Annotated in this window: 11 protein-coding genes; 6 read left to right on the top strand and 5 right to left on the bottom strand. The window is 50.2% G+C overall.

What is annotated here, in order from left to right:
• The 4 genes from GY634_RS14535 to GY634_RS14520 form a co-directional block, all read right to left on the bottom strand.
• The gene (locus tag GY634_RS14535; protein WP_242683720.1) at positions 1-2,790 is read right to left on the bottom strand and encodes a M16 family metallopeptidase; all 2,790 of its coding nucleotides are present in this window, start codon (positions 2,788-2,790) and stop codon (positions 1-3) included.
• Positions 2,791-2,972: 182 nt separating this feature from the next.
• Positions 2,973-4,154: a vWA domain-containing protein gene (locus tag GY634_RS14530; RefSeq protein WP_166409451.1), complete on the bottom strand. Its 1,182-nt coding sequence runs from the start codon at positions 4,152-4,154 to the stop codon at positions 2,973-2,975.
• A gap of 27 nt (positions 4,155-4,181) precedes the next feature.
• Positions 4,182-5,051, bottom strand: a complete 870-nt coding sequence (locus GY634_RS14525) for an AAA family ATPase (protein WP_166409450.1) — start codon at positions 5,049-5,051, stop codon at positions 4,182-4,184.
• Positions 5,052-5,071: 20 nt separating this feature from the next.
• On the bottom strand, positions 5,072-5,497 hold the full coding sequence (locus tag GY634_RS14520) for a DUF1841 family protein (RefSeq protein WP_166409449.1): 426 nt from the start codon (positions 5,495-5,497) through the stop codon (positions 5,072-5,074).
• A 46-nt stretch (positions 5,498-5,543) separates the two neighbouring features.
• Between GY634_RS14520 and GY634_RS14515 the strand changes: the two genes are divergently transcribed.
• The 6 genes from GY634_RS14515 (at position 5,544) to icd (ending at position 11,488) form a co-directional block, all read left to right on the top strand.
• Complete coding sequence (locus tag GY634_RS14515; protein WP_166409448.1) at positions 5,544-6,239, top strand: alpha/beta fold hydrolase; 696 nt, start codon at positions 5,544-5,546, stop codon at positions 6,237-6,239.
• 3 nt (positions 6,240-6,242) lie between these two features.
• Positions 6,243-7,541, top strand: coding sequence for an adenosylmethionine--8-amino-7-oxononanoate transaminase (bioA, locus tag GY634_RS14510; RefSeq protein ID WP_242683719.1), 1,299 nt, complete (start codon positions 6,243-6,245; stop codon positions 7,539-7,541).
• Positions 7,538-8,689, top strand: a complete 1,152-nt coding sequence (locus tag GY634_RS14505; protein ID WP_166409447.1) for an 8-amino-7-oxononanoate synthase — start codon at positions 7,538-7,540, stop codon at positions 8,687-8,689. The genes bioA and GY634_RS14505 overlap by 4 nt, the downstream gene beginning before the upstream one ends.
• A complete protein-coding gene (locus GY634_RS14500; protein ID WP_166409446.1) occupies positions 8,689-9,444 on the top strand; it encodes a methyltransferase domain-containing protein in 756 nt (251 codons plus the stop codon). Before GY634_RS14505 ends, GY634_RS14500 begins: the two co-directional genes overlap by 1 nt.
• Positions 9,437-10,081, top strand: a complete 645-nt coding sequence (gene bioD, locus GY634_RS14495) for a dethiobiotin synthase (protein WP_166409445.1) — start codon at positions 9,437-9,439, stop codon at positions 10,079-10,081. The genes GY634_RS14500 and bioD overlap by 8 nt, the downstream gene beginning before the upstream one ends.
• A 150-nt stretch (positions 10,082-10,231) precedes the next feature.
• A complete protein-coding gene (icd, locus tag GY634_RS14490; RefSeq protein ID WP_166409444.1) occupies positions 10,232-11,488 on the top strand; it encodes an NADP-dependent isocitrate dehydrogenase in 1,257 nt (418 codons plus the stop codon).
• Positions 11,489-11,634: 146 nt separating this feature from the next.
• On the opposite strand, the gene GY634_RS14485 is transcribed toward icd, so the two are convergent.
• Positions 11,635-13,344 carry a sulfate adenylyltransferase gene (locus GY634_RS14485; protein WP_166409443.1) on the bottom strand — a complete coding sequence of 570 codons (1,710 nt, stop codon included), beginning with the start codon at positions 13,342-13,344 and terminating at the stop codon, positions 11,635-11,637.
• Between the last annotated feature and the right edge of the window lie 104 nt (positions 13,345-13,448).

Raw genomic sequence — 13,448 nt, 5'->3', positions numbered from 1 at the left:
CTACGGCAGAGCTTGGTCGGTAGTAGTCTTATCACTTTCCGTAGTTTGTTTGCTGTGATCAGCGGCGATAGCAATGCTTAGCGCTTGCGGGTCTAGATAGCGTTTCAGGGTGTCATTAACCTGTTTAGCATCTAGCTTTTTCAAGGCTTCGTCAATTTCGGCAGACCAAGCAAAGCTACGGTTTTGGTCCAGATAGCGCAGCCATGTATTGGCCAAGATGGCATCTCTGCTGCGAGACAATTCACGGTATTTCAGCATAGCGTCTACCGCTTGTGTGACCTCTTCTTCAGTAAAGCCGTCTGTCAGTACTTTTTGGATTTCTTCCTGCATCGCTGCGGCAACTTTGGCAGAGTTTTCAGGTGCATGTATAGCGTAGAAAATCCACGTGCTATTAGGCTCGTACGACGATGTGTTCAGCATGCTGCGCACATCGTAAGACAAGCCATCTTGCACGCGTACTCGGTTCCATAATCTGGATGTTTCAGATTGACCCAGCATGTAGTTAGCTAAATACAGTGCAGGGAAGTCTGCGTCGGAGTCTTGCAGTGGCAAGCTTTGTTTGGCCATGTAAAACGCATTGGCTTTGTCCGGCGTATTGATAGAGAACTCTTTGGCTTCTACTTGATGGTAAGGGTTTTCAGGGCGTACGTAGGCGGGGGCTGCTTTCCATTGGTTTAAGCCTTCTACCAGCGCTTGCTGTACGACGTCGGGGTTAAAACTACCGGCAGCACTGAAGCGTACATTGCCTGTCCCGTAGAACTGCTCATAGAACTCAAGCACATCGTTGTGAGTAAGTGCTTTAGTTTCCTCAAGGCTTTCTTGCAGTGTAGGTACATAGCGAATGTCATCTTTGGGCCATGTGTTTTCATGCTGTGTGAGCGCTTGTGCGGCAAGCTCTGTAGGCTCGGTCATCGCATTTTGGTAGGCGGTGACTAACTGGGTTTTGTATTTTTCCAGTTCATCAGCCGGTAGGCTTGCACCGCGTAAAATTTCCAGCACCAGTTTTATGACGGCAGGTAGGTTTTCGCCTAGCGTGGAAACGCTGACATTAATCCCCGTGCTGTGACCACTGAACCCTACATCGGCTTGCAGTTCGGTGAAGCGATCGGCAATTTCTTGGCGGCCATGCTGTTGTGTACCAAAGCTCAACAAGCTTGCTACCGTTGTGCCTATGGCGCGTTTCCCTTTGAGGCTTTCTGCATCCCCAAATTGCAGACTTAACACGGCTTCTACACGATCACCGCGTGTGGCTTTGGGAAGTAAGGCCAGTTCAACCGTGCCTAAACCTTCGTTTAGGGTCAGCACAGGACGCAAGGTTTGGGCATCAATGTTGGCAGGAGACACATCAAAGCTGGCCGTTTCTTGTACCAGTTCTTTACCTTGGTAGTCGCTCACCAGTTTTTCTATATCTACAATCTCGGCTTTAGGCGCGCGAGTAGGGGATTCGGTAGGAATGTATTGGCCATTAGTGCGGTTGTCGGGCACTAACCAGCGCTCGACGGCTTTTTGTACTTCATCAGTTTTCAAATTTTCAACGCGATCTCGGCCAATAAAGAACAGTCTCCAGTCACCGACTGCTGCACTTTCTGATAAAGCGGAGGCAAGTTGCGCGGGGTCAGCATACACGCTAGACCAACTGTTCAGCCACTGGTTACGAATACGGTTAACTTCCTCGTCAGTGAAAGGGCGCGCTTGTAGGTTGTCTATGGTTTGGTCCAACACTTGCAAGGCTTCTTCTTGATTCATTTCAGCTTGCAGTTCAGCAGCAAAAAATGCGTAGCCTGGGTCGCGCATGCCAGCAGCATAACCAAAGACACTAGTGGCTAGGTTCTGGTCTACCATGGCTTTATACAGGCGGCCAGATGGCGTGTCACCCAAGATACCTACACCAATACTGAGGGCGATATACTCAGGGTCGGCTTCAGAGGGAATGTGGTAGAGCGCTGCCACAATAGGTGAACCGCCTTGACGGCGCAATACGACAGAGCGCGTGCCATCTTGTACTGGTTCGACGGTGTATTCAGGAGGTAATTGGCGCGTGGGCTTAGGAATGGCCCCGAAGCTTTGAGCAATTTGTGCCAAGGTTTGGTCAGCATCAAATTTACCGCTCACAATCAAAATGGCGTTATCAGGCTGGTAGTACTCGTGGTAAAACGCTTTTAGCTGAACTACATCCACATTTTCTACGTCAGAGCGTGCGCCAATGGTGGACTTGCCGTAGTTATGCCACTGAAAAGCGGCCGATTGCATCTGTTGCATCAGAATACGGAAAGGGCTGTTTTCTCCACGTTCCATTTCATTGCGCACCACCGTCATTTCAGCGTCTAGATCGCTTCTGGAAATGGTGGCGTTGACCATGACATCGGCTTGCCAATCTAAGTACCATTTCAAGGTATCGTCATTCGCGGCGAAGCTGGCGTAATAATTAGTGCGGTCACCCGAGGTAGTACCGTTGGCCGCTAAGCCACGCTTAGAAAACTCTGCTAATGCATTAGGTAGGGTTGGGGTGCCTCGGAACAGCATATGCTCCAGCAAGTGGGCCATACCTGTCTGACCGTAGTTTTCCTGACGTGAGCCTACCAAGTAGGTCATGTTGACCGTGATGTTGGGTCTGGAGGTATCGGCTGCCAACAAAACGCGTAGGCCATTTTGTAATGTGTATTCGGTGACACCTTCTACACTGGCTCCTTGAACTACACCTTCTGGTAGAGCATAAACGCTGACAGGCATCAGGCTGAATAGCGCTAGCCCTAGTCCGGCGGTTAAGCGTGAAACTCGGATGGACAGCATTGTTTGGGTTCCCTTGTTGAGCATGAATGACAACGAATGGTCTTGTAACCTAAGGCCTATACTGTACAGGGAGATAATGGAATGTGAAACAGCCGGAATCGTGAGAAAACGCAACCAAAATCAAACCGCCCCTAGAGGAGGCGGTTTTGGTGTGTATTCAAAGATGTTAGCGAAGGTTAATGCTATCTGGCTAAGTTTTGCATGGCACTTTCTAAACCCTGCAAACTGAGGTCATACATACGGCCACCCATTAACTTCTGAATGGTCAGAATAGATTGATGGTATGACCAGTAGCGACTGGGTTCAGGGTTAAGCCACGCGGCGTGTGGCCATTGATCTAACATGCGCTGTATCCAGACAGCACCAGTTTCATCGTTGTAATGTTCAACGCTGCCGCCTGGCATCATGATTTCATAGGGGCTCATGGTGGCATCACCGACAAAAATCACCGTCCAGTCATCGCCATAACGGTGCAGTACATCCATGGTGGGGATGCGCTCTTGATGGCGGCGGTGATTTTGCGTCCATAGGCCTTCATAAGGGCAGTTATGAAAGTAGTAGGCGTGTAAATGCTTAAATTCACTACGTGCTGCCGAGAACAATTCTTGAACGAGGGCGATGTGGTCATCCATACTGCCACCCACATCCAGCAGCATTAATACTTTGACCGCGTTGTGCCGTTCAGCACGCATTTGAATGTCTAGCAGGCCAGCATTATGCGCAGTTTGGCGTATGGTGCCTTCAAGGTCTAATTCTGTGTGTTGGCCAGCGCGCGCAAAACGACGTAACCGACGTAACGCCATTTTAAAGTTGCGTGTCCCCAGCTCTTGTTGATCGTCGTAATCTTTGAACTCACGCTCTTCCCATACCTTGACCGCAGTTCGATGCCCAGCCGAAGGCCCGCCTACGCGTATGCCTTCAGGGTGATAGCCGCCATGTCCAAAAGGCGAGCTTCCCCCGGTACCTATCCACTTATTGCCGCCCGCATGACGTTCCGTTTGTTCGGCTAGGCGTTCTTTGAACAGTTCCATCAGCTTGTCCCAGCCATGCTTTTGAATGGCGGCACGTTCTTCAGCGCTAAGGTGGCGTTCAAAGTTTTTAATCAGCCAATCCAAAGGAATCTGGCTAGCGTCGGGATCGGCTTCTAGCTTCATCTGGTGCTGCTCATAAAACTGAGCAAAAGCACGATCGTATTTGTCGTACAGGCTTTCATCCTTAATCAGGATGAGTCGTGCGAGCCGGTAAAAGCCTTCCACACGGGTGGGCATGACCGGTTGGCGTAAGGCATCGAGCAGGGTGAGGTATTCGCTTAGCGATACCGGCAACTGATGCGCGCGCAGATGGTAGAAAAAATCAATGAACATGGCAGAGCGAATACCTAGGCGGTAGCCTTAGGATCGTAGCAGACGCCCTAAGCGATTAAGTAGGCTTAGGTCTTGTTCATTTTTCAGCAGGGCGCCTGCCATGACCACTGCGTTTTGGCCGGGTTGCTGTGCAGCCGCTTGCAACTGTTCTGGCGTAATGCCCTCATGCAGCAGCAAATTAATCCAGTCTAAGAACTCAGAAGTGGACGGTTTCTTCTTTAAGCCGGGGGTGTCACGTAAGGCGAAAAACACATCCATGGCTTGGTTGAGCAGTTCGCTTTTTAGCTGCGGAAAGTGCAGTTGCACAATTTGCTCTAACGTCTCGCGGTCTGGGAAGCGTATGTAGTGGAAGAAACAGCGGCGTAAAAAAGCATCCGGCAGTTCTTTCTCGTTGTTCGAGGTAATGATGATGAGTGGGCGATGGCGAGCAGTGACAGTTTGCTGGGTCTCGTAGACGTGAAAGCTCATTTGGTCTAGTTCGCGCAGCAAGTCGTTGGGGAACTCAATGTCGGCTTTGTCTATTTCATCAATCAGCACAACCGTAGGTACATCACTTTCAAAGGCTTGCCACAGCACACCTTTGACAATGTAGTGGGCAATATCGTGTACACGAGGGTCACCCAACTGCGAGTCGCGTAGGCGGGACACCGCATCATATTCGTACAAGCCTTGCTGGGCTTTAGTGGACGACTTAATGTGCCATTGCAGCAGCGGCCTACCTAGTGATTTGGCCACCTCTTCTGCCAAGTGTGTTTTGCCTGTACCGGGTTCGCCCTTGATGAGTAGGGGGCGCTGTAATGCCAGTGCGGCGTTAACCGCCATACTGAGGTCATCGGTGGCAATGTACTGATCAGTGCTAGAGAAACGGACGGAGGTATCAGAAACAGAAGCAGACATGGCAACAAACAAGAAAAAGGTTAGCGGGTGCTGTAACGGTTGATGAGTTCTATATAGCGCTCGTTATCAAGCGGCTTATTCAAACGCTGGGCTTCCCAGATGATTTCACCTAGGGCTTCCATAATGCAGTGCACCGCATCATGGGGACTGCGGTGTTGCAACAACCGATTGTAAGCGGCCTTGATGCCTGGAGGCTGATCAATGGACAGTTGCTCGTGGATAGCCAGATGCATAGACAAGTGTAGGAAAGGGTTAGTTTGACCTTCCTCTACCGTAAAGTCCGCTTGTAAGGCATCGGGGTTGCGTAGCAGATCGTGGTATTCGGGGTGCTCACGTACCCAGTCCACCGCAATGGTTTCAATGGGGGTGAGTACGCCATTTTTCTGGTCTTTTTGCCAGGCCTCGACAAAGAATTGTCGTACCTGTTCGCGGCTGGGGTTGAACATGCGTATCTAGTCTCGTGCAGTATCGTATCTGGTATTATTTTACGCCATGAATTTTGTATTATTACCCGGCTTCGGTTTGGGGGCTTTTCCACTACAGCGGTTGATGAGCGGTTTGCAGGCAAAAGGGCATACGGTGCAGTTGCTTGAGCTTCCGCAGCAGTCATCGTGGGAGGCCTACGTGCATAGCCTTAATTCACCCGAAACCCCCACGGTGCTGGTGGGGTGGTCATTGGGTGGGCAAGTGGCAACCTTACTGGCTCAGCAGTGGGGCTGCGCTGTAGTGACGCTTGCTTCCAATCCGAAGTTTTGTGCATCAGACGATTGGCCTTGTGCCATGCCATCCGCTGATTTTCAGGCGTTTGAACAACGCTATATCGCACAACCTGAAAGGTCTAGGTTGCGCTTTGCGGCCTTAGTGTGCCAAGGTGATGCACACGCAAAAGACAGTGTGAGTCAGTTACGGGCAAGTTTTGATCAGACGGTAGATGTGGCCGCTAGTGCTCAGCAATTGCGTTTGCTGGCTGAGTGGGACACCCGTTCGGTATTGGCCAATTTGCCTACAGCACACTATCACTTTTTTGCCATGAATGATGCCTTGGTACCCGCTGAAGTGGCGCAGCGCCTATCATCGTATTGCGAAGCCTCGCAGATATTTCAATGGGCTGATGCCAGTCACTTTTTGCCTTATACACATGCGCCAGAATTGGTAGAGGCGTTGTGTGAGCTATTCCCTGGAGCGTAGACAGTGAGTAATACCCCCCTGAACATGGATGCTTTTGATAGGGAGCATCTATGGCACCCCTACACCTCGGCGGTAGACCCGCTGCCAGTTTATAAAGTGAGTCATGCCCACGGCTCTACCATTGTGCTAGAGGATGGCACAGAGCTGATTGATGGTATGTCATCGTGGTGGTGTGCTATTCACGGTTATAACCATCCCGTATTGAATCAAGCCGCGAGTGATCAATTACAGAAAATGTCGCACGTGATGTTTGGGGGCTTTACGCATGATCCCGCCATTGAACTAGGTAAGTTGCTACTACGTATAGCACCGCCCAGTATGGACCGCATCTTTTATGCGGATTCAGGTTCTGTGGCCGTTGAAGTGGCGTTGAAAATGGCGGTGCAATATTGGGCTGTTCAGGGCAAAACACAGAAGCAGAATATTGCCACCATTCGTCAGGGCTACCACGGCGATACGTGGAATGCGATGTCGGTGTGCGACCCTGTTACTGGCATGCACCAGATTTTTGGTACTAGCTTACCGACACGGTTGTTTGTGCCTGCACCAGAAAGCGGTTTCTATGACCCGTGGGATGCTGCTGATACTCACGAGCTAGAACAGTTGTTCGCAACTAACCATCACGAAATGGCCGCTTTTATCATTGAGCCCATTGTGCAAGGTGCGGGCGGGATGCGTTTTTATCATCCTCAATATTTAAGAGAGCTTAAGCGGTTGTGTGAGCAGTATGGCGTGTTGCTGATTTTTGATGAGATCGCAACGGGCTTTGGCCGCACGGGCAAAATGTTTGCGTGGGAACATGCAGGTGTAGAGCCTGACATTATGTGTATAGGAAAAGGGCTAACAGGTGGTTATATGACGCTGTCAGCCGTGCTAGCAACCGCGCAGGTAGCCGAGCTGTTATCCAGCGGATCACCGGGCGTATTTATGCATGGCCCCACCTTTATGGGGAACCCACTAGCCTGTGCCGTTGCGCGTAGCTCTACGGAACTCTTATTAGCACAAGACTGGCAGGCTACTGTTCAGCGCATTGACGCTCAGTTAACAGAAGCATTAGCCCCCGCGAAAACATGGTCATGGGTACGTGATGTACGTGTACTAGGCACTATTGGCGTCATAGAAATGCAAGATCCTGTAGACATGGCTGTTTTACAAAAAGAGTTTGTACGCCGAGGTATTTGGGTGCGACCTTTTGGGCGCTTAGTCTACATCATGCCTCCATACGTCATCAGCAAGCAGGAATTGCATACGCTCACCCGTGAGTTGCTGGCTGTAGTGCAGCAAATGGGGGCAGGGCAATGAGTTGGCAGCAGTATTTTGTAGAGGCACAAGAAAAGCAGCGCCAACAAGGCACATTGCGTCAGTTGAATAGCTTTGAGCACCACGATACAGAGTTGCGTAGACAAGGCCAAAGCTGGTGCAACTTAGCGTCGAATGATTACTTAGGGCTGGCGTCAGATCATGCCTTAAAGCAGCAGTTTTATGCGCAGTTAGCGAAAGCCGATGCCGGGCTTTCTGCCTCGTCCTCTAGGTTGCTGACAGGGACCTTCTCTACTCATAGTGCCTTAGAGCAGACCTTAGCTGCTTTGTTTGATCGCGAAGCGGCCTTGGTATTTGGTAGTGGTTACCACATGAACGTAGGGATATTGTCTGCTATTGCGGACAAGCAAACCTTGGTATTAGCCGACAAGTTAGTGCATGCCAGCATGATTGATGGTTTGCGCTTAAGCCCAGCGAAACTATTACGCTATAAGCATAACGACTTGCAGCATTTGGAGCAGTTGTTGCATACGTACCATGGTGATTATGAGCGTGTGCTCATTGTGACGGAAAGCATTTTCAGCATGGATGGCGATATTGCTGATTTACAGGCATTAGTGCAACTTAAACAACGTTATCCACAGGTGGCTTTGTATGTGGATGAAGCGCATGCCGTAGGCGTGCGTGGTCAAACAGGCTTAGGGTGTGCTGAAGAGCAGCAGTGCGTGCAAGACATCGATTTTTTGGTGGGTACCTTTGGTAAGGCTTTGCACTCTGTGGGTGGTTACGTGGTGTGTTCGCAGGTGGTGCGCGATTACCTTGTTAACCACATGCGTACCTTTATCTTTAGCACAGCATTGCCGCCACTCAATATGGCATGGACAGATTTTGTGTTACAGCGCTTGGCGGCGATGCAGGCTAGGCGCGATAGATTGCAACGCCTAACGCTGCAGTTGCGTGAGCGCGTGGCCGAACGATACGACCAGCATTTATCTGCCTCGCATATTGTGCCCGTCGTATTGGGCAGCAACGAGGCTGCCTTGAGTAAAGCCCAACAACTGCAAGAGCAAGGCTTATGGGTGATGGCGGTGCGTCCACCCACCGTGCCGATGAATCAAGCACGGTTACGCATTTCCTTAACGGCGGACGTGCCTGAGGCCGACTTTGAGCGGTTGCTTACGTGCTTGTGATGGATAAAGCCAAAGTGAAACAGCGCTTTCGCAAAGCGGGGGCGCAGTATACGCAGCAAGCTCATGTGCAGCAGCATATGGCGAAGCGTTTGTGGCAGTATGCGCGGCAATTGAATGTTGCCCCCAAACGAGTATTGGAAATAGGGTGTGGCCAAGGTGGTTTTACGCAGTACGTAAGTGGTTGGGCCTCCTTGCAGCAACTGGTGCTCAACGATTTATACCTGGCACATGACGCTTTGAAAGCGGTGTTGCCCGCAACGTTACACGTGCAGTATTTGGAAGGCGATATTGAGGCTGCGGCGTTACCTACCGACCTAGATGTGGTGGTGTCAGCAGCGTCAGTGCAGTGGCTGGTGGATGTGCCTAGCTTACTGAAACGACTAAGCGCTAGTTTGAACGACGGTGGCTATGTGGTGCTGTCTACTTTTGGGCCTGAACAGTATGCTGAAATACGCCAACTGACGGGGCAAGGGCTGCGCTATTACAGTGTGGCTGAGTGGCAAGCGTTATTATCCGTTGAGTACGAGGTGCTCATTGCTGAAGAAGAGCATTTTCAGCGTTATTTTGCCTCTCCTTGGCTGGTATTAAAGCACTTGCAGAGCACAGGGGTAACTGGCGCAGGGCAGTGGGAATGGAATAAAAGCCGTTTGCGTGAGTTCAGCGAAGGCTATGTACAACGTTATGGGGGTGACGACAATGCTGTGTCGCTGTGCTATCACCCTATTTATTTGATTGCCAGGAAGAAAAATGGCTAAAACGTATTTTGTGGGCGGTATTGATACCAACATAGGTAAAACCGTGACCACCGGTTATTTGGCCGGCCAATGGCTGCGCGATGGGTACAACGTGATTACCCAGAAGCTAGTACAAACGGGAAACCCCCATATCTCTGAAGATATAGTGCAGCATCGTAGTCTGATGGGTATGGGGCTAATAGAAGATGATTACCAAGGTTGGACGATGCCTCAGGTGTTTTCTTATCCTGCATCGCCACATTTGGCCGCTAAGTTAGATGGCAAAAGCCTAGACTTAGATGCCATCGCCAAGGCTACACACTACCTAGAGCAACGTTATGATCGCGTGTTGGTAGAGGGGGCGGGAGGGTTGTTAGTACCGTTAACCGATGATTTACTCACGCTAGATTATGTGCAGCAAAAACAGTGGCCCATTATTTTGGTGACCACCGGACGCCTAGGTAGCATTAATCATACTTTGTTGAGCTTGCAGGCCATCGCGCAACGTGGGCTTACTGTGGAGGCTGTGGCCTACAACCATATTCATGACCACGAAGATGAACGTATTGCCCAAGATACGTTGCAGTACTTGCGTCAGTATGTGCAGCAACACCATCCAGAAGCGCAGTTTCTAGAGGTGCCAGTGGTGGAGTTGTAGCGCTGTCCACTACAATGACAGAGAGAATTTGATCCAAAAATCATGTCTTTTTCATGTTTGGATCAGATTTGGGCTAAACTCTTATATAAGACTGGGGCGAGACGACCATCGGGTTTATCACATTCGCCTGTTTTCTACTTTGGAGCACTCATGTCCTATCAGCACATCAAGGTCCCCTCAGAGGGACAGAAAATCACGGTTAATGCCGACTTTTCTCTCAACGTACCAGATCAGCCAATTATCCCTTTTATCGAGGGTGATGGTACTGGCGTAGATATTTCGCCCGTCATGATCAAGGTTGTGGATGCAGCCGTTGCTAAAGCCTACGGTGGCAAACGCAAAATCCACTGGATGGAAGTTTACGCAGGTGAAAAATCCACACGCGTGTACGGCCCTGATGTTTGGCTGCCAGAAGAAACAATGGAAGCCGTAAAAGATTACGTTGTGTCCATCAAAGGTCCTCTGACTACACCTGTTGGCGGCGGTATCCGTTCTTTGAACGTAGCACTGCGTCAGCAACTGGATCTGTACGTTTGTTTGCGCCCAGTACGCTACTTCACAGGCGTGCCTTCACCAGTGCGTGAACCAGAAAAAACCAACATGGTTATCTTCCGTGAAAACTCCGAAGATATCTACGCTGGTATCGAATTCGAAGCTGAATCCGCTAACGCCAAAAAACTGATTGCATTCTTGCAAAACGAATTGGGCGTGAACAAAATCCGTTTCCCTAATACTTCCGGTATTGGTGTGAAACCTGTGTCCAAAGAAGGTACACAGCGTTTGGTTCGCAAAGCAATTCAGTACGCTATCGACAACGATCGTTCCTCTGTGACTATCGTTCACAAAGGCAACATCATGAAGTTCACCGAAGGTGGCTTCCGTGACTGGGCTTACGAATTGGCTCGTACCGAATTCGGCGCAGAGTTGATCGACGGTGGTCCATGGTGCAAATTCAAGAATCCTAAAACAGGTAAAGAAATCATTGTTAAGGATTCCATCGCTGACGCATTCTTGCAGCAAATCTTGCTGCGTCCTGCCGAGTACGATGTTATTGCTACATTGAACTTGAACGGTGACTACGTTTCCGACGCTTTGGCTGCTCAAGTGGGTGGTATCGGTATCGCTCCAGGCGCTAACTTGTCTGACTCCGTTGCGATGTTCGAAGCAACCCACGGTACAGCACCTAAGTACGCTGGCAAAGACTACGTGAACCCAGGTTCCTTGATCTTGTCCGCAGAAATGATGCTGCGTCACATGGGCTGGACTGAAGCTGCTGACCTGATTATTTCCAGCATGGAAAAATCCATCAACTCCAAAAAAGTGACTTACGACTTTGCTCGTTTGATGGAAGGCGCAACACAAGTTTCTTGCTCTGGCTTCGGCGAAGTCATGATCGCGAACATGTAATTCTGTTTGATTCCTTTTTTAGGGGTTCATCAGAAGGAAAACCGGCACGCATAGCGTGCCGGTTTTTTTATGGGTAATTCACAGGCAATAAAAACCGCCATGCAAAAGCATGGCGGTAAGTAAGGCAAAGAAGTAGGGCTTAACGCTTACTCTTCTTTGTCAGCGCCACGGTAGCGTTTGTACGGCAACACGTTCCACGTACGAGTTTCCAGACGTTCGCGGCAAATCACCGAGGGGATATCGCCCAACAAGTTGCGTGCGGATTCCAGCTCGCGTTCGACTTCCACCTTGTCTTGGTACATGAACTCGTCGGAGGCCTCGTCTGGAGCTTGCTCCAGTTTTTCTTCCAAGTCGCTGATAATGCGTTCTTGTTGGAAACGTAGCGCTTGGCGAGCATCTTCAATCCACGATGGTTGCATACTGCGGTTGTGGTCTACGACTGCACTGTACTCGCTGTACACACCAGCGTAGACGTCGCCTGCATGGTGGCGTGCATCGTGGCTAGCAATTTCCAAGTCGCGTACTGTCAGTTTCGCTGGATCCAGCGGTTCTTTGCGCAGCATGCCACCCAAACGGGTGTACTTGGTGTAGTACGGGAACATGCCTTGAATCACTTTTCCTACAGGTTGGATAGCTTCGCCATCATCGCCCAAGCCTTTAGGTTGTACGCCTTGCATAGCGGACAATACCGATTCAGGACGGCAAATTTCTTTAGGTGGCATGATGCCGTAACGCAGCATTTCACGAATACCTGTACCCGAGATAGTCAGTTTAAAGCGGTCATCGTGTGGGCAGGTTTCGCTAGTAGCGTGGCTAGCACAGCGTGTGCAGTAGAACACCTCGTGGAACAGGCGTACATCAATACCCATTTCTTTGGGGCTGAACTGATCAAAAATACTGTGGCTAGCGTATTTGTCGTAGTAGCTACCAATACCCGCGTGGTCACGGCCAATCAGGGCGTGTGTACACCCATAGTTTTTCATGATCAGCGCGTGCAGAATGGTTTCGCGTGGGCCCGCAAAAATATAGGTCACGCGCAGAGGTGACAAAATTGCGCGGTCTTTTGGATAGTAGGTATCCAGCACGTTACGGTAGGCCAGCATGCGGTATTCGTGGCGCACGTACTCACGTTTTGCCATTTCTACCAGTGGTTGCAAGAACAAACCGTCTACGCCTTCTAGTGCGTTGCGGTGAATGTACTCGTGGCCACGGTGCAGTGGGTTGGCGCCTGTAATGAAACCGGCAACCGAATTGAATTTCTTCTCTTCGTAGAAGAGGTGCCACGTATCTTTAGGTTCGCGGCGTAGTTTCTCAAACGGACCCCAATCCACGCGTTGCAACAGGTGCAAGGTACCACCCAGCGATACATCACCCATACGGCGGTAAATAGAGTCTACGCCTGGGTGGTTGCGGTCAGTGGTGCCAAACAACTGGCGTGCACGTTCTTCTTTGTCATAATCGAAAATATCTTCGATGCTTAGAATGGCAACAGGTTCGTTGCGGCTATCGGTCAGTGCAACTTCACCACCTACAGACAAGCTTTTGATGATTTCTTTGTTGCGATCACCGGTAGGCGCAAAGCTAAGTGGCACAGGCCAGATCACACCATTGGCTAAACGGCCAGAGGTCAGAACGGACTTGTAATCGTCTTCGTTCATGAAGCCTTTGTTTGGGGACAGCACGCCGGTGGTGATCATTTCGATGGTGATCACGGCTTCCAAGTCTACGCGAATAGAAGGCAGCTTACGGGCGCGTTCGATTTCAGCTTGAACTTTGTCTGCGGGTACTACCTGATTAACTAGCTTTCCACCGTGTGGTTGTTGTGGATAGCGATCGAAATTCAGTGTCTTCTCCATGTTTCCTCCTGACTGCTTTGTCTGGGCTGACCCAGTAAAGCGGTTCTTTTGTAATGTGTGGCGGTTAGGCCGTGGTCACAGTGTGGTTTGAAAATAATCAAAAG

This window comes from Paenalcaligenes suwonensis, from assembly GCF_011290505.1.
GTDB lineage: Bacteria > Pseudomonadota > Gammaproteobacteria > Burkholderiales > Burkholderiaceae_B > Paenalcaligenes > Paenalcaligenes suwonensis.
Note: the sequence above shows the minus strand (reverse complement) of the source record. Positions and strands in the feature narration are given on the sequence as shown.

Coding starts and splice junctions, on each gene's coding strand:
- GY634_RS14535 (WP_242683720.1), bottom strand. CDS start 2,790: ATGCTGTCCATCCGAGTTTCACGCTTAACCGCCGGACTAGGGCTAGCG.
- GY634_RS14530 (WP_166409451.1), bottom strand. CDS start 4,154: ATGTTCATTGATTTTTTCTACCATCTGCGCGCGCATCAGTTGCCGGTA.
- GY634_RS14525 (WP_166409450.1), bottom strand. CDS start 5,051: ATGTCTGCTTCTGTTTCTGATACCTCCGTCCGTTTCTCTAGCACTGAT.
- GY634_RS14520 (WP_166409449.1), bottom strand. CDS start 5,497: ATGTTCAACCCCAGCCGCGAACAGGTACGACAATTCTTTGTCGAGGCC.
- GY634_RS14515 (WP_166409448.1), top strand. CDS start 5,544: ATGAATTTTGTATTATTACCCGGCTTCGGTTTGGGGGCTTTTCCACTA.
- GY634_RS14505 (WP_166409447.1), top strand. CDS start 7,538: ATGAGTTGGCAGCAGTATTTTGTAGAGGCACAAGAAAAGCAGCGCCAA.
- GY634_RS14500 (WP_166409446.1), top strand. CDS start 8,689: ATGGATAAAGCCAAAGTGAAACAGCGCTTTCGCAAAGCGGGGGCGCAG.
- bioD (WP_166409445.1), top strand. CDS start 9,437: ATGGCTAAAACGTATTTTGTGGGCGGTATTGATACCAACATAGGTAAA.
- icd (WP_166409444.1), top strand. CDS start 10,232: ATGTCCTATCAGCACATCAAGGTCCCCTCAGAGGGACAGAAAATCACG.
- GY634_RS14485 (WP_166409443.1), bottom strand. CDS start 13,344: ATGGAGAAGACACTGAATTTCGATCGCTATCCACAACAACCACACGGT.